Source organism: Bythopirellula polymerisocia, assembly GCF_007860015.1.
GTDB lineage: Bacteria > Planctomycetota > Planctomycetia > Pirellulales > Lacipirellulaceae > Bythopirellula > Bythopirellula polymerisocia.
In genome coordinates this window covers 120,767-135,905 of sequence record NZ_SJPS01000006.1, presented here as the reverse complement: position 1 = coordinate 135,905, position 15,139 = coordinate 120,767, and the positions used below count along the sequence as shown (strand labels likewise).

17 protein-coding genes are annotated in these 15,139 nt (G+C 53.5%); 11 read left to right on the top strand and 6 right to left on the bottom strand.

Going from position 1 to position 15,139, the window contains the following annotated elements; all coding sequences use genetic code 11:
* Positions 1–47: 47 nt before the first annotated feature.
* The 3 genes from Pla144_RS18165 (at position 48) to Pla144_RS24710 (ending at position 1,363) form a co-directional block, all read left to right on the top strand.
* A complete protein-coding gene (locus Pla144_RS18165; protein WP_146452129.1) occupies positions 48–392 on the top strand; it encodes a hypothetical protein in 345 nt (114 codons plus the stop codon).
* Positions 393–949: 557 nt separating this feature from the next.
* Complete coding sequence (locus tag Pla144_RS24715) at positions 950–1,120, top strand: hypothetical protein (RefSeq protein ID WP_197530801.1); 171 nt, start codon at positions 950–952, stop codon at positions 1,118–1,120.
* 48 nt (positions 1,121–1,168) lie between these two features.
* Positions 1,169–1,363 carry a hypothetical protein gene (locus tag Pla144_RS24710; protein ID WP_197530800.1) on the top strand — a complete coding sequence of 65 codons (195 nt, stop codon included), beginning with the start codon at positions 1,169–1,171 and terminating at the stop codon, positions 1,361–1,363.
* 46 nt (positions 1,364–1,409) lie between these two features.
* Here Pla144_RS24710 and Pla144_RS18155 read toward each other — a convergent pair whose 3' ends face one another.
* The gene (locus Pla144_RS18155) at positions 1,410–2,837 is read right to left on the bottom strand and encodes a tetratricopeptide repeat protein (RefSeq protein WP_197530799.1); all 1,428 of its coding nucleotides are present in this window, start codon (positions 2,835–2,837) and stop codon (positions 1,410–1,412) included.
* 184 nt (positions 2,838–3,021) lie between these two features.
* Between Pla144_RS18155 and Pla144_RS18150 the strand changes: the two genes are divergently transcribed.
* The 4 genes from Pla144_RS18150 (at position 3,022) to Pla144_RS18135 (ending at position 7,297) form a co-directional block, all read left to right on the top strand.
* Positions 3,022–3,210, top strand: coding sequence for a hypothetical protein (locus Pla144_RS18150; RefSeq protein ID WP_146452127.1), 189 nt, complete (start codon positions 3,022–3,024; stop codon positions 3,208–3,210).
* A 1-nt stretch (position 3,211) separates the two neighbouring features.
* Positions 3,212–4,987 (top strand): ABC transporter permease subunit, encoded by a 1,776-nt coding sequence (locus Pla144_RS18145; RefSeq protein ID WP_146452126.1) that lies wholly within the window; start codon positions 3,212–3,214, stop codon positions 4,985–4,987.
* 88 nt (positions 4,988–5,075) lie between these two features.
* A complete protein-coding gene (locus Pla144_RS18140; RefSeq protein ID WP_146452125.1) occupies positions 5,076–6,335 on the top strand; it encodes a CNNM domain-containing protein in 1,260 nt (419 codons plus the stop codon).
* Entirely contained in the window at positions 6,332–7,297 is a 966-nt protein-coding gene (locus tag Pla144_RS18135; protein ID WP_197530798.1) for a CNNM domain-containing protein, read from the top strand. The genes Pla144_RS18140 and Pla144_RS18135 overlap by 4 nt, the downstream gene beginning before the upstream one ends.
* Before the next feature lie 48 nt (positions 7,298–7,345).
* Here Pla144_RS18135 and Pla144_RS18130 read toward each other — a convergent pair whose 3' ends face one another.
* Positions 7,346–7,585, bottom strand: a complete 240-nt coding sequence (locus Pla144_RS18130; RefSeq protein ID WP_146452123.1) for a hypothetical protein — start codon at positions 7,583–7,585, stop codon at positions 7,346–7,348.
* A 179-nt stretch (positions 7,586–7,764) separates the two neighbouring features.
* Positions 7,765–8,643 (bottom strand): tetratricopeptide repeat protein, encoded by an 879-nt coding sequence (locus tag Pla144_RS18125; RefSeq protein ID WP_146452122.1) that lies wholly within the window; start codon positions 8,641–8,643, stop codon positions 7,765–7,767.
* Positions 8,644–8,862: 219 nt separating this feature from the next.
* On the opposite strand from Pla144_RS18125, the gene Pla144_RS18120 reads away from it, so the two are divergent.
* The 4 genes from Pla144_RS18120 (at position 8,863) to Pla144_RS18105 (ending at position 12,750) form a co-directional block, all read left to right on the top strand.
* Positions 8,863–9,297, top strand: a complete 435-nt coding sequence (locus Pla144_RS18120; protein ID WP_146452121.1) for a hypothetical protein — start codon at positions 8,863–8,865, stop codon at positions 9,295–9,297.
* Positions 9,298–10,046: 749 nt separating this feature from the next.
* Positions 10,047–10,802, top strand: a complete 756-nt coding sequence (locus tag Pla144_RS18115) for an MlaE family ABC transporter permease (RefSeq protein WP_231936449.1) — start codon at positions 10,047–10,049, stop codon at positions 10,800–10,802.
* A complete protein-coding gene (locus Pla144_RS18110) occupies positions 10,802–11,635 on the top strand; it encodes an ABC transporter ATP-binding protein (protein ID WP_146452119.1) in 834 nt (277 codons plus the stop codon). The genes Pla144_RS18115 and Pla144_RS18110 overlap by 1 nt, the downstream gene beginning before the upstream one ends.
* Positions 11,635–12,750: an MlaD family protein gene (locus Pla144_RS18105; RefSeq protein WP_146452118.1), complete on the top strand. Its 1,116-nt coding sequence runs from the start codon at positions 11,635–11,637 to the stop codon at positions 12,748–12,750. Before Pla144_RS18110 ends, Pla144_RS18105 begins: the two co-directional genes overlap by 1 nt.
* Positions 12,751–12,801: 51 nt before the next feature.
* Here Pla144_RS18105 and Pla144_RS18100 read toward each other — a convergent pair whose 3' ends face one another.
* The 3 genes from Pla144_RS18100 to Pla144_RS24705 form a co-directional block, all read right to left on the bottom strand.
* Positions 12,802–13,791: a hypothetical protein gene (locus tag Pla144_RS18100; RefSeq protein ID WP_197530797.1), complete on the bottom strand. Its 990-nt coding sequence runs from the start codon at positions 13,789–13,791 to the stop codon at positions 12,802–12,804.
* Positions 13,792–14,103: 312 nt separating this feature from the next.
* On the bottom strand, positions 14,104–14,778 hold the full coding sequence (locus Pla144_RS18095) for a PEP-CTERM sorting domain-containing protein (protein WP_197530796.1): 675 nt from the start codon (positions 14,776–14,778) through the stop codon (positions 14,104–14,106).
* The gene (locus Pla144_RS24705) at positions 14,711–15,049 is read right to left on the bottom strand and encodes a hypothetical protein (RefSeq protein WP_197530795.1); all 339 of its coding nucleotides are present in this window, start codon (positions 15,047–15,049) and stop codon (positions 14,711–14,713) included. Before Pla144_RS24705 ends, Pla144_RS18095 begins: the two co-directional genes overlap by 68 nt.
* Positions 15,050–15,139 lie beyond the last annotated feature (90 nt).

The following is a 15,139-nucleotide window of genomic DNA, read 5'->3' as shown; positions in this document are numbered from 1 at the left end:
CATTTTCATTTCTATTTGGGCTATACGCCGATGAGGAGAATTGAACTATGGTGGACAACAATATTAGTGAACTACCCGAAGTTGCAAAACAATGTTGTGAATATTTCGCAAGTCGAGATATTGCTGTCTTCAAGAACGAAGGGGAAGATTTCCACCGAATCAGGATGGCCGGACACGTCATGGAATTGCACTTTGCGAAACTGGATAACCCGTTTCCGTTTGCTGCCGATGGCGGGATCTATGGTGGACCCGTCTGGTGTTTCGCAATCAGACTTGCTGATGGAAGGTATTGTACCGAAATATGTGTTGGAGATTCGTCTGTCACCAACTGTTTTGATGCGGCTTTGAAGAGATTGTTAGAAGATGTTCAACACCTAACTCAACCCGATTAAGAGCAGGACCTCTAGTTGAGCTTTGATGGAACAAATCGCAGCTACCTCTAGATTGTTTTGCAAACAGTCGACTGCAAAAGACTAATTGCGATCTGCTGTTAGTTGGTATTAATTGATACTTGTAGTCGCGAGCATTGTAGACGATGAGCGCTAACAAAGAAAAGTTCCTCCACTAACGATTGGTGCGAATGCCTCCTTGAAGATAAGAATGGCTTTGCGTCCGGAAGTTAAGGCGTTACGCCTCAACATGATGCAAGCACACTCTACATTTCAAATTGCCTTCTTGGACCCCGGTTGGGCAGGGATTGCCGTCTGGAGGCTGGGAACAGCCAGACAGGGTTGGGGTAGACAAATGAATGACCTGCCGGGCGTTGCCCGGCGACTAGGGGAGGCTGGGGAGTGAATCATGAAAGGCGGGCGCTTGTCAGAAGAAACTGTAGGTAACTATCCTTGCCGGAAGGTAGTAGGGATACTTCCACCGCTTGGCGACGGTAGCTACAACTGGAGTAGTTGCAATTCATTTTCGGACAACTCAGATATTACGCGGAGCAGTCTATATGGCAGCGGGCGAAAAATTTGCCAAGCGGGTATTCTTTTGGGCGGGGGTCTATGGGGTGATTCTGCTTGTGCCGCAGTTTTTTCTTGAAGCCCAGATTGGGCGCGACTATCCACCGGCGATTACTCATCCGGAACACTTTTATGGATTTATTGGAGTGGCGTTGGCCTAGCAGATCGGGTTTCTGATCATTGCCAAGGACCCGCGGCGGCTGCGGCCGATGATGCTCGCAGGGGTGGCCGAGAAGTTTTTCTTTGCGGCATCGACGTTTGTGTTGCTCACAGGATCCCGTGTTCCGCTTTCGGTGGGGGTGTTTGCTGGGATCGATTTGTTGCTGGGGGTGTTATTTCTGGTGGCGTATTATCGATGCGCGCTCCCCATGGTTGAGCAGGACTCAACTCCGGGTCGAGGCTAACAAGAAGTCGGGGTCGGGGACGACCCGGTTCGCTATTCGCTATTCGCTATTCGCTCTTAAGCTCCTTCAGCAGATCTTCGGCTTGTTGTCGGAAGACGAAGAGGCCCTGTTTTTGGGCGAGGACTTGCTCAAGGGCCTGAATGGCTTTGTCCTTCTGTCCCTGGTCGGCCATGATGCGGGCGATCAGGTAAGCCGAGTCGGTTTGCAGTTGGCCGCGGGCACCGATTTGCAAAGGTTCTTGGGCTTCGTTCATGCGGCCTAGTTTATAGAGTACGTAGGCCTTGGTGATATTAGCTTGGGAGTTTTGCGGGAACAATTTCGTGTTTTGCTCCGCAAATCGCAGCGCCCGATCTTGATCGTCTTTGCTATCGCTTTCGACGAGCAAGAGTGCCATGAGGTCGTTGGCGCGGGCATTGCCTGGGTCGAGGCTCAGCACCTTGTTGAAGGCCTGTTCGGCTCGATCGTTCTGTCCGAGCATGAGTGCCACAACTCCATCGAGTAGGACGGCGACGGGGGCTGATGGGGTCAATTTCAAGAGTGCGGTAGAGACTTCCTGGGCTTGTTTGAGGTCACCTTGCTGCAACAACCACTCGGCGTATGTGCGCACGGTAGTGGGGTCCTTGCTGTCTTCTTTGTAGGCGCGCTCGAAGGCCTTGCGGGCGTTTGGCATGTCGTTGGATTGCGTGAAGAGCTGTCCAAGAGAAGCATAGGGGTGCGGGAGATCGGTGTTTAGCTTGCGGGCTTTGCTGAATTCATCGAAGGCATCTTTGGACTTATCCAAGCGGAACAAGGTAACTCCCAATCGAGCGTGGGCCATAGCGTTGTCGGGATCGGTTTCTACCCACTGGTTGAGTAAGGCAAGGGCATCCTCCCACTGACCACGGCGTTCTTTCACAGCAGCTTTGCCGGCGAGGACGCGAATTTCCATATCGCGTTTGCGTTTCGCATTCCCGTCGAACTTCTCCACGAGTGGTTCGGCTTTCTCGAATAGGGCTTCAGCTTCGGCAGTGCGATTGCCGGCGAACGATTGGTCGGCCAACAGCAGATAGGCTTCCGGGTCGGTCGGGTCTTCAGCGACCTGGAGTTCGAGCAGGTTGTAGGCACCCTGGGTGTTTTGCGCCATCACATGGAGTTTGGCGAGGGTGATGTAATTTGGTGGGAGCTTGGGGTATTTTTCCTTGGCTTTTTTCAGGAACTCGAGCGCTCCCTCGACATCGCCATTCTTGAAGCGTTGGATCGCTTTTTCGATCTCGGGATAATTGCGATTGGAAAGCGAGACCGCGTTGCCGATCAAGGCCTCGACGGTGGGTTGCATGTTGGCATCAGGGGCGTCACCTAACGCTGAAGGTGGGGTGACGGCGGGGGCCGTAGGGTCTTGTACTTGAGCGTAGCCGAGTGACGTAGTAAGGGCGATTGCCAAGCAGTAGCTGAGAAGGGCGTTGATTGTACGGCCAAGAGTCTTGCAGAAATTCATGGAAATGGTTTGCCTTAAAGTGGGTCGCAGATGCACGATGTGAGCATTGCAACAGTATGGTAACACGGGACACAAGAATCTTGCTTCCCAGACGAAGTTCATTCTAGACATTTTAGACTGCCTAGCCAGTCGCCCTTATGGAAAAATGACTCCGTTGGGGCAGTATTCAGCGGGTCTTGGGGAGGTGTCTCTTATTATCGTTGCAGGTTGCACACTCGACTCTTCCTGCCGGGGGCCTTATAGTGAGAAACTGGCAGAAATGGCATTTGTCGTCCGAGTTGGCGTAGCTTTCCCAGTTGCCCAAGGGGACCTGCGACTCGTTGAGTCGCTGTTATGGGAGTTGGTGGTTTCGTTTCGAGTAAGGAATATCTAGTTTGCTCATTGGCCCGGTTTTTTCTCGCGAAGTCACCACGAGTGTTCGCAGTTGGCGACTTTACCTGCAACGGGCCGTGTATGTGGCTGCGCTCTTTGGGTTGGTACTGACGGCCTGGCTGATATTGCTGGGGTCACAAAATGTGCGAAGTCTGAGCGATTTGGCTCGCTTTGGCTCAGCTGTGTTCGGGTTATTGGCTCCGCTGCAAATGGCGATGGCGGTGGCGTTTGCTGCGCTACTGACCACCGCGGCGGTGGCGCAGGAAAAGGATCGCCGCACGTTGGACCTCTTGTTGATGACCCGCATGACCAACGCTGAGTTGGTGCTAGGCAAGTTGCTGGCCAGTTCGCTTAGCGTGTTTGTGCTGATCTTTGCGGCGGTGCCGTTGTTGATGTTGTTGACCTTGCTGGGGGGAGTCTCCTACGGGCAAGTTTTTCGGGTAGTGGGTATCACTGTGGCGGCAGCTGCGGTGGCGGGAAGTTTGGGCTCAACGCTTGCGTTGTGGCGAGAGAAAACTTTTCAGTCGTTGGCGATGACGACGTTGGGGTTGGTTTTGTGGGTGATTGGTGGCGAGGTGCTCGCCAGTGGGCGGTTTGGAAGCGAGTGGCTGGGGGTGCCTGCCGAGACCTGGGCGATCGCACTGTCACCGCTGCGGGCGGTGTTGGCGGCAATTCAACCTCTGCGAGATGCCAATCCACTTTTCGAGTGGTGTGGTGGTGCGGTCAATCTATTCATGATTGTGGCGATTGTGGCAGCAGTTCTGTTGAACCTGTGGGCCATACTGCGAGTGCGGGTATGGAATCCGTCGCAAGAAACGCAACCACGGCTTACCGACGAACAGGCTGAGAAGCTGGCAGCCCAGGCCGCCGCGAATCCAAAAGAGAAAACGTCAAAGCAAGTGTGGGACAACCCGATTTTGTGGCGGGAAGTTTGTACCTGGGCCTATGGTAAGAAAATAATTGTTGTGCGGATCGCCTATCTTGTGATCTTTGCCATTTGTGCGGTGGCCCTGGTGGCGATGCTCGACACGGAAGCCAATATCGGGAGTCGGTATGCGGCTAGCCTCCCTGCCCTGGCGAAGCCACTGTTGCCGTTGATGGTATTAGGACTTGTATTGGTGAATGCATTGGCGGTGACCTCTCTCACCAACGAACGTGATTTGCGCGCACTGGATCTTTTGTTGGTAACGGACTTGAGTCCACAGGAAATCATTTACGGAAAACTCCTGGGGACGTTTTACAATTCGAAGGAGATGATTGTTTTGCCGCTCGCACTGAGTGGCGTGCTATGGGCCACCGGTGCAATGGGAACGGAAAACTTTGTGTTTCTTGTGTTGTCGCTGATCGTGATGAACCTTTTTGTGGCGGTGCTGGGACTCCACTGCGGCATGACCTACGCCGTGTCGCAGACGGCGGTGGGTGTGAGCTTGAGCACGGTGCTTTTTTTGCTGTTGGGAATCGGGGTCTGCATGCGAATGATGATGGCGTTTCAGAATTCGTTTACCTATCAGCTTCAGGCATTCATCGCATTCATGGTCTGCGGGGGGGCGGGGATGTTCTATGCCTTGGGGATCCGAAATCCCTCGCGGGCAATCGCACTGGCCTCGGGGATCACACCATTTGCCACTTACATTGTGATTACTAATTATTTCCAACAGAGTTTCGGCGCCGCGTTCTTGATTACGATCATTACTTATGCCTTTGCCACGGCAGCGATGCTTGTGCCGGCCATTTATGAATTCGATGTTGCTACCGGTCGGACGACTGGACAGGATTAGAGGTCGAGTCGAGTATTGAGGGTCAGAAGGTTTGCTCTCGGTACTCAGTTGCATCTCTAGATTCCTTTGCTATGTGTGAGAATCCAACGTGATCCTGCTGCAAAATTTTGGCGCTGCGTTTGCCGCGATGGCGTTGATCGTTGTTGGATCGGCATTCTTTTCTTGCAGTGAGGCAGCGCTGTTTTCGCTGCAACCCGAGGATCGGCGGCGGCTCAAGCGTGGGACGCCTCCCCAGCGGGTGGCCGTTCGACTCTTGGCGCATCCAGAAAAATTGCTGATGGCGATCCTGTTTTGGAACCTGATCTTAAATATTGGTTACTTTGCCATCGCTTCGGTAGTGAGCATTCGACTGCAAAGCGAACGCCATTCTGCTGAAGCGGGGATGGTAGCCTTTGTGGCCCTGATTACGCTGATAATATTCGGCGAGATGGTGCCCAAGACGATTGGCGTACTTGCCCCGCGGCAGGTATCGAGCATCATAAGTTTTCCATTGACCTTAGCGGTGAGGGTTTTCAGTCCGTTGGCACCGGTGTTCTCAGCGATCAACCATGCCTTGCGACGACTCCTTTTTCCCAACTTTGAGAAAGAGCAGTACTTGGAATTGGCGGATCTGGAGCAGGCGATCACGATCTCTACACCGGATGAGGAATTAGCCGCACAAGAACGGACCGCACTGCAGAACATCGTGTTACTATCGGACCTGACGGCCGAGGAGTTGATGAGGCCTCGGACGCTGTACCAAAAGTATTCGCCGCCCGTCCAGCTAGCCGACCTGGGAGGTGAATTTCCGCTGAGCGGCTACTTGCTGGTGACGGAACCGGAGAGCGAAGAAATTGCGGGTGCCATCGCCTTGAAGTTGCTTTGCACGATCCCGCATCACAACCTGGAGCATTTTGCTCAACCGGTGGTGTACGTACCTTGGTCTGCTACAGTGGCTTCTGTCTTCGATACTCTGAATGCGGAAGATCGGGAAGTGGCAGCAGTTATTAACGAATTTGGCGAGACGATTGGGATCGTCACGCTAGAGGATTTATTGCACACAGTCTTTGAGGACGATTCGAGCCGCAGCGCGCGGATGTTAGCCACAGCATCGATTCATCCCGTGGGGGACAACTTATGGCATGTTACGGGGATGACCAGCTTGCGCCGCTTGAGCAGGTTTTTTGCAGTGACGCTCCCCAAATGTAAAAGTACTACGGTGGCAGGGGTTTTACAGGAAGTACTGCAGAGATTGCCTGAAGTGGGAGACGAAGTCGAGTGGCCCCCGTTTCGGTTTCGCGTGCTGGGTACAGAGCCCAATATCTTGGTGGAATTGGAACTCTTCCAAGCTATGGAGGAGAGTTCGTGATAGTCGCTAGCTTACTATTCCTGTTAGGCTTAACGCTTAGTGCCTTTTTCAGTGGCAGCGAAACGGGATTCTATCGCATCACTCGTGTACGGCTGGGAATCGAAGCGCTTGCCGGGAATTGGACCTCAAAGGCCTTGTTGTGGCTCGGCAATCAGCCGACGGTGTTTGTCGGAACGACACTCGTCGGTAACAACTTGGCTAACTACCTGGTATCGCTGAGTGTGGTGATTGGCTCGCAGCGGCTCTTTCCCGACGGTGGTCTATTAGTCGAAATCCTGGGGCCAATCATCCTCGCGCCGGTAGTTTTTCTGTTGGGAGAACTTTTGCCCAAGAATTTATTCTACGATGCACCCAATCGGCTCTTAAAACGTTGTACGGGTCCGCTGCTGGGATGCACAGTGTTGTTTTTTCCGGTCACAGCATTGCTGTGGGCCTTCAGCCGCGCGGTGCAGATTATTACGAGCAGCTCACCGCAGGAATTACGACTCAGGCTTGCCCGCCGCGAGTTGGCTGAGTTGATTACCGAGGGACACGAGGCGGGAATTCTTAGGCCTGCCCAGCAAACTTTAGCCCAGGCGATGTTGGCGGTTGCCGGGTTGCCTCTCAAAACGATCGTTCAGCGGCATGACCGGGTAGTGCGTGTGACAACTACGATGAGCAAGAGCGATGTGCTACGGATCGCGCAACGGAATCATCGGGCGCTGTTGCCGGTGGAGGACCCTCGGAACAAGCGGGAGTTGGTGGGGTACCTGAGGATGATGGATTTGTTCCTAAGCGATTCGCCGACGTTGCCCGAGCCCCTGCCAATGGTGGAACTGAAGGAAAACCTGTCGTGCCTAGCGGCATTGCGCAAGCTGGGCCAAACGGACGATGCCCTAGGGCACGTAAGGAGTAAGGATGGCAAGACCGTGGGCTTTGTCACTGGGCGAGAACTGCGGATGGCGTTCTTGCGAGCGACATAGAACGGTCGCTGCAGGTTCGAACGTAGCTCGTCTAGCGTTGCGGTAGGTCTATTTGCTGTAGCCCAAGTTCTTGATGATGCCTAGCATCTCTTCAAAGTCGATAAAGCGGCGGCGATGGAGCAATTTGTATTGATCAATCGAGCGGGCTAATTCGGCGGCATCCGGTGAAAGCTCGGAGTGGCTGTTGGCAAATTGGCGGCGTTCACGACCGGGGGCAGCCCCATCGGCCTGGGCTTCGCGGCGGTCAACGAAATTGGATGATGCAGATATTTCGGCAATTGCGGACATGGGCGCGTTCCTGGCAGGTGTGTTGGAAGGATGGGAGGCGGGGCCACTGAAGCATACCTTACAGTTGCCAAAAGTGAGGATATGAATTGAGGAAGGAAGGAAAGTGGGAAATTTAGGAATGGGAGGACTGAAGGAATTCGATTTCTTCATTCCTCCCATTCCTGCATTCCCCCATTTTTTTAGCGGAGGATCGTTTGCCCGGCGGAAATCTCGACTTCTTGAAGTTGTGCGAGCATCACGCGGCTGGGTTCGTGGCCGGCGTCGATGGCGATCGCGCGTTGCAGGGTTACAGTTGCCGCGTCACGTTGGCCGGCGGCTTGTTCTGCTTGTGCGAGTTGAAACAATAATTCGGCGCGAGGCTCTCCCCGCACGCTAGCGGCTTGGAGACTCTCGACGGCCTCCTGATGTCGACCCAGAGAGTCGTAGGCCAGGCCTTCGAGCCAAAGCACCTGTTGTGGTTCTTCGCCAGGTGGATATACGTCGAGGAGATAGTGCAAGGTCGACAAGCTACGTTGCGGTTGACCAAGTTCATGTTGGATTTGCGCTACCTCAAGCAATGCACCCGAATCGTGCGGCGCGAATCGCAAGGATTGTTGCATGTCGGCCAAGCCTCTGTTGAGTTCACCTTGTTGTCGATAGACGCGGCCTCTCAGAGCCCAGGAGCCGGCCAAAGTAGGATCGACCTTGATGGCTTCCTCGGCGCGCTGCATGGCACGCTCACCTGCGCCAACCATGAGCAACATCTCGCCGGAACGGACTAGTGTCGGTGCGTGACGAGGGTCGAGCCGGACGGCGGTTTCCATATGGACAACGGCGTCGCGATGGGAGCCTTGTTGCCACAGTGCCTCGGCCAGATTACGCCGTGCTTCGGCATCGCTTGGGCTGGCCTCGACTGCGCCGGTCAGCAGTGTCTGTGCACGATTCCACTGACCAGTCTCCATGGCGGTCACCCCTTCACGGGAGAGTTCTCGACAGGTGGTAAGCGACTCGGGGACCAGCTTTTTCTTGCCGAGAGCGCAGCCGCTAACGGCAAGCGCAATCGCGCAGCAAACAAACATCAATCGTGACTGCCGAGAATAGAAAAGCACCTTCGGCCCAATCGACTAAATGGTAGGGACAAGAGCGGGCGAATCGTAGCAAGCACGTTGAGAAGGAGGCAACGGCAGTGGCAATTGATGGAAGGTGCTGATAGAATCTGCTAGCAGTGAAGGTACTGAAGTTATTTTTCAGGAAGCTTACGCTTCCCGCTCGCCACCCGCCTCCAACCACTTCCCCACATGCCTGCGACGTTTGATAAGCTTGGAATCTGTTTTGAGTATCCGGAGAATTGGTCTGTCGAGATACAGGAGGATACGCCTGGCAATGAACAGGTGGTGCTTTCGAGTTCGCATACGGCTTTCTGGCAACTCAGCAAGCAACCCGCCGAAACAGAGCTAGAACCGTTGTTCGATGAGGCCCTGGCTGCACTGCGGGCTGAGTATCAGGAGATGGATGTCGAGCCGACCGAAGAAATCCTCGAAGGGCATTTGATTGTGGGGTACACGGTCAATTTCTTCTTATTAGATCTGACAAACACCTGTTGGATTAAGGGCATCGAGACTCCAGAGGCAAACTTTCTATTGATCGCGCAGGCTGAGGATCGGGAGTTTGAGGAAGTACATCGCGTGTTTGAAGCCATGCTGGCTAGTGTGCTTAGGAATCTCAATTCGTAAGATAACTAGCGACTAATTTTGTAAGACTTGCAACTTGGAATGCTATCAATGCATGATGAGTCACGCGAGCAGGCTTCCAGGACAGAGAAGTTTTTTGGCCATGGATTGAAACAGATTGAACACGGATTTAAGTCAGCATTTCATGTTATTCATGTTTCATCCGTAAATTTCGGTAGCTAGATCTTTCGTTGCTGGCGTTTGATTCTTGGTTTGGCATGCAGTGTGCATTACCTTCCAAGCAGTCCGCCAGGCACGCAGCGGCAAAGTCTTCTCTCCCGCAAATTGAAGGCGTAGCACTGACCCAGGCGTTGCCTCTCGTCTTAGTGCGTCGACGTATGACGCTCCTTATCCCGCCACGGGCAATAGCCGAGGAGGACTGGAAGATGAGGAACCGGTTGGCATCCCTCGCAGGGCCAACCGGTTCCTTTCTGTTAGAATCAGCTCCATTTGGCGCGGCAAATCTTGCCTAAGCTGCCATCTCGTCGCCATCGGTAATCTTTGCTCAAGCGGCAATCTCCAGAGGTCGAAACTCAATAAAGAGTCGAGGTGCGCGCAGGAAGCAGTTATCGCTTTCATTATCAACTAAACCGAACGATAGCGCCACTGTGGCTGATGAATGAGGGTCTTCTTCTATGTCAACCGGAATTGAATACGCACCGCGACCGCGGCGAAATGTGTTGTCGGTGCTAACCGATCCGATCGCCGACTTGGGTGCCGTGGTGTTGCGGTCGATTGAGACGTTGGGAGACATGACGCTCTTTGCGTGGCAGACGCTGCGCTGGCTACTCGCTCGCCTACCGAGTAGAGATGCACTCTATACGAACATGTATCAGATCGGCGTGCTGAGTTTACCCGTAGTGGCTCTGACAGGGACCTTCATCGGAATGGTGCTTGCCGTGCAGTCCTATTCGCAGTTCCGCGCGTTCGGGCTGGAGACTCAATTAGGTGGCGTGATCAACCGCACGATGTTTCGTGAATTGGGCCCCGTTCTGGCCGCCACGATGCTAGCCGGTCGAGTTGGCAGCGCGATGGCTGCGGAACTTGGTACGATGCGCGTTACCGAGCAGATCGATGCCTTGTCGAGCATGGGTGCCAATCCGATTCATTTTCTTGTGGTCCCCCGCTTCTTGAGTTGTCTACTGTTAATTCCATCGCTTACCATCATGGCCGTGTTCATGGGTGTCGTGGGCGGGGCAGCGTATTGCGTGTTTCTCCTTAATATTGATGTGCACCATTACTCAGCGAATTCCAAGCTCTACGTCGAGAATTGGGATCTGCTTTATGGTGTGATCAAGAGTGTGTTCTTCGGTGCGACGATCGGACTGGTGAGCTGCTACCGCGGCTTTCACTGTAAAGCTGGTGCCGAAGGGGTGGGTCAAGCGGCAACGAGTGCTTTTGTGCAGTCATTCGTCGTGATCATCGTGCTCGATCTGTTCCTGAGCATCATGCTCGATAACGTCTATTCGTATCTGTGGCCGACCAGTCCCATGTTACTCAACGGGTAATGGCAGTTTCTCAATCAAATCGCGAGCCAATCATCGAAATCGACTCTCTTAATGTGAGCTTCGGTCGGCAAGATGTGCTGCGCAATATTTCCCTTTCAGTTCCTGCTGGACAAACATTGGCAATCATTGGCGAAAGTGGTTGTGGGAAGACGGTCTTGCTGAAAACAATCATCGGGCTCGTGCGGCCTTCAAGTGGATTTGTGAAGTTTGACGGGCAACGTATCGATCAACTTACTGATCAGGAACTCACCCAAGAGCGGACTCGATTTGGGTTCGTATTCCAGAACGCTGCTTTATTCGACAGCATGACGGTTGCCGAAAATATTTCGTTTCCCTTGCGGCAGCATCATCCCGATCAGCGTGCCGCGCATGAAGAGTCAATGTTGGCTCGATTGGCTGAAGTGGGACTCCCCACGGCCGTTTTGCGCAAGCGTCCCGCGGAGTTGTCTGGCGGTATGCGGAAGCGAGTCGGACTGGCGCGAGCCCTGATCATGAAGCCAGAAGTATTGCTCTATGATGAGCCGACCACGGGGCTAGACCCTATTGTGAGCGACGTGATCAATGAGCTAATGATGCGCACTCGCAAGAAGAATCCGGTGACGAGTATCATTGTCACCCACGACATGAAGACGGCACAGAAGGTGGCCGATCGCATTGTGATGCTTTATCCACTCGCAAGGTTGGCCGCAGGCGAATCACAAATTCTCTTTGATGGAACTCCCGATGAGATCGAACGCACCAAGGATCGGCGCGTGGCCCAATTCATTCGCGGTGAGGCGGGTGACCGACTTATGGAGATGAATGAAAATGCTGAAGAAGGAATGGTGATCTGATGGATGATCGAACGAAAAAATTCCGCGTCGGGGCGATGGTGTTCTTTACTGGCATCTCCACAGTGGTATTAATCTTGATGAGTAGTGACTTGTCTTGGTCGCCCTTCAGCGGGCATTACCAGTTACAACTGCTCGTGGATCAGGCACCTGGGGTCGCGCCGGACACTCCCGTGCGTCGCCGTGGGATTCTCATTGGTCGCGTGGATAAGGTCGAAGATACTGATACGGGTGCCTTGATCACACTCAATATCGATGACGACAAACATTTAAAGACAAACGAAGTCGCTCGCATTCAGACGTCGCTGATTGGCGATGCTGTTATCGAATTCGCACCTGCCAGCGGTCAAGCCTCGGCCCAAGTGGTACAGCCAGGGGGGCCACCATTGCGGGGCTTCTACAATCCGAGTCCGCTTGATTTGATTGCCAACCTGCAGGGAGATCTCAAAGAAACGATTAAGTCACTCGGATCGGCAGGCGAGGAAGTCGCCATGTTGGCGGATAAACTCAATGCCGTATTAGGGGACACCGACACGGAACGAGTCAACCGCATGATGCAAACTGCAGATTCCGCGTTGGCGAATTTCAATCAGGTGATGATCGACGTCGAAGACGTCCTGGGCGATGAACAATTCAAGGACGAACTCAAGCGAGGCCTTTCGCAGTTGCCCTCAGTGGTGGCCGATGCTCGTCAGATTCTGCAAGTTCTGGAACGGACCTTGGCTTCGGCCGACAAGAACTTGCGGAATCTCCAGGGTCTCACTGGTCCGCTGGGTGAACGCGGTCCCGACTTGGTGAATCGCCTCGAAGGGAGCATCGACAACTTGGGCGTAATGTTCGAGCAGGCGGCACTCTTGGTCAAGAGCGTGAACACGAGTGAGGGAACTGTGGGACTCCTACTACGGGACCGTGAACTCTATGATCGTCTGGGTAGCACCATCAATCAAGCTACCGCCGCGATTACCGATGTACGGTGTTTGATCAATGATCCTCAGATCCAACGCCGCATTCGGCAGATTCTGGACAATGTCTGGGTGCTGACGGACAAGCTGGCGCGGGATCCGGCACGGGTGGCTCGGGGTATTCTTCCCAACAATCGCGAAACGCCGTTGAAGTGATTTACAAGCAAAAAAGAACGCAGCAATTCGTCCCATTTTTCGAACTGGCCGCTAGTAGGAGTTTATATAGTAGAGATAGCTGATGATGAGTCCCATGAAATAGATGATAGGAAAAGCCCATTGCGCAGCACGGTCTAATCTCTCAGCCGCTTCCTTGCGCCCTGCCTTGCATAGCGAATAAAGGATCAGACTCTCAACGATTGCCAGGCACATCACCAGGAACGAATACAGCAGCACCGTATCCGTAAATGTGAAGTACGAAATTCGAGGCATCGTGCCATCGATCAGGAACTGGTAGGCCACAATCGTCAGAATTCCAATGAACGCGACATTTAGCCGATCCGACAGATTGTCCACCTCCATCCAAAAGACCGCCCACATCAAGAGAACAAGGACGATCAGCGGGACGATCACTTTCCAAACGATATTTGCCGACTGGCGTTCCAGAGTAATGTTTAGTCGTATCTCAGAAAGCTGCTTTGGCGCTCCGTAATAACGATAGTCCGAGAGCCCAGCCACCATGTCGAGGTTGACCAGGCGCCACTGTGCGATGTTGACTCGGTCGTTGCTCTTGACGTGTTCATCCGTGGCACCCAACATCCGTTCGTCTACCTCTAGTACCACCTGATCGCTGTAGTTGCCAAATGCAAGCATCTTCGCCTCCAGCGTTTGTGTGTCGAACGGAAACGGCTGCAGCTTCATCGGTGTCTCTAAGGTGACGTTCCGCTGCTCCAGGTACCGGACACGCCCGTCGTGGTGAACCTGGATAGTGATGGCGTTGATGTCACCCGAGCCGATTTCGTTGACGAGTAGCAGTTGCGGCCACCAACCGGCAAAGACTTCGTTAAACTGGAACTGCCCCTGGAAGAGCTTCATGTCTGTTCCTTCCACTTCCCGATCGAACTCCAGCCTCGGGTCCTCCCACTCTGCCACAATGACGAATTCAGCCTGAAAGGTTTCGTCTACCTCATTCAGGTCCACGATGTCGGCCAGGAAGATCCCCACCTTCACGACTGTTGGCGAACTTGGTGGATTCGGCATCCCGGCTTCGATAGCGCGCACTTGCCTAAGGTTAATTGCCAGGAAAACAGACGCCACAATTGAGGCATTCTGGAAGAGAGATATCCAAGGGAAGCATGAATTCTTCATTCGTAGTATTGACCTAGGAGTTGAGCCAGTCGCTTTGCTTTGCCGGAAATGACGCACGTTTTCTACTCCCTCAACGGGATCTCTCAACTGGATATGCCGGGAACGACTCCCGACACGGATAGGCATCAATTGTAACCACCAAGCCCTCACACGTGTCTAGCTCGTGGCGTCCAATTATCCCTAGAAAACCCTGCGGCTTTTCCCTCAAAGACGGCTTCTCTTGCGATAGAGAATCGCCGTTCCTCCGAGCAGGATCCAAACGGACGAAGGCTCGGGAATGGACTGTAGCCCGCCAAGCGGCTCGAGAACTGAGCCATAGGTGGTCTGCCAGTCAGATAAATTGCCCACGCTTGTGTTCCGCTGCCAATCCAGGAAGTCAGCGCCATCCACGTCAAGATCACCATCGAAGTCTCCGGCTAGTGCGGGAGAGGCGTCGAGTCGCACATTGTCAAAATCGACTTCAATATCTGAAGCGGGGAAGCTGGGATCGGCTTGATTCAAGTTAACCAGCAGGATTCCTAGATTCTCATCGAATAGATCATGCGATGCACCCGTTGTGTAGGTGATGACGCTGGTGGCAAACTCGCCGTCGGAGATCGTGCCCGATAGCAAATTATTGTCTTGTTCCAGCATCATGCCTCCGGCGAGCAGTTCAACTCGATAACCTGGGAAACCCTCCAGTGGGAAAAACGCTCCGTTCATTGCGGTGGCAGACGTGATGTTGCCGATCTCAACTTCGAGTGTGTAAGTCGTGTGCGGCTGAAGAGTTGCCCCCAGTTCTTGGAAGAATCCATATTCACCTTGGCCGTCGCTACCGTTGAAGTTGAAAGCAATACCTACGCGTTGTCCTTCGGCTGCCCCCAGCAGGAAAATTGGCAAACACTCCAGGGTTGCCAATTGGGTCTGGCTCAAAGGGCGTGAGCGTCCCAATAAAATAGGTTGGGCCATCACCATTGTCGGTAACGGTATTGGGATCGTAGAGCTCCCACCCGTTGAGTTCTCCGAAGGTGAATTCGTTGAAGGGACTCTCACCAGAGATGTCTTCGAATCCATAATTAACGACTTGCAACGGGATCGCCAGCGCTAACGTTGATTCGATCAGAAACGAGATTGCTGCAATAGGAAAAACGCAGCATCGTCTGATAGACATCGGATTCTCACTCCCGTTTGCTTTGGATTCGGCAAGCCTCTACTTCGTTGTAACTTGGGCCAACCCTCGAATCAAGTTTTGCATAGAGAC

Excerpts from the sequence above, each read along its gene's own strand:
- Pla144_RS18165 (WP_146452129.1), top strand. The coding sequence starts at position 48 with ATGGTGGACAACAATATTAGTGAACTACCCGAAGTTGCAAAACAATGT.
- Pla144_RS24715 (WP_197530801.1), top strand. The coding sequence starts at position 950 with ATGGCAGCGGGCGAAAAATTTGCCAAGCGGGTATTCTTTTGGGCGGGG.
- Pla144_RS24710 (WP_197530800.1), top strand. The coding sequence starts at position 1,169 with ATGATGCTCGCAGGGGTGGCCGAGAAGTTTTTCTTTGCGGCATCGACG.
- Pla144_RS18155 (WP_197530799.1), bottom strand. The coding sequence starts at position 2,837 with ATGAATTTCTGCAAGACTCTTGGCCGTACAATCAACGCCCTTCTCAGC.
- Pla144_RS18130 (WP_146452123.1), bottom strand. The coding sequence starts at position 7,585 with ATGTCCGCAATTGCCGAAATATCTGCATCATCCAATTTCGTTGACCGC.
- Pla144_RS18125 (WP_146452122.1), bottom strand. The coding sequence starts at position 8,643 with ATGTTTGTTTGCTGCGCGATTGCGCTTGCCGTTAGCGGCTGCGCTCTC.
- Pla144_RS18120 (WP_146452121.1), top strand. The coding sequence starts at position 8,863 with ATGCCTGCGACGTTTGATAAGCTTGGAATCTGTTTTGAGTATCCGGAG.
- Pla144_RS18115 (WP_231936449.1), top strand. The coding sequence starts at position 10,047 with ATGACGCTCTTTGCGTGGCAGACGCTGCGCTGGCTACTCGCTCGCCTA.
- Pla144_RS18110 (WP_146452119.1), top strand. The coding sequence starts at position 10,802 with ATGGCAGTTTCTCAATCAAATCGCGAGCCAATCATCGAAATCGACTCT.
- Pla144_RS18105 (WP_146452118.1), top strand. The coding sequence starts at position 11,635 with ATGGATGATCGAACGAAAAAATTCCGCGTCGGGGCGATGGTGTTCTTT.
- Pla144_RS18100 (WP_197530797.1), bottom strand. The coding sequence starts at position 13,791 with ATGCCGAATCCACCAAGTTCGCCAACAGTCGTGAAGGTGGGGATCTTC.
- Pla144_RS24705 (WP_197530795.1), bottom strand. The coding sequence starts at position 15,049 with ATGTCTATCAGACGATGCTGCGTTTTTCCTATTGCAGCAATCTCGTTT.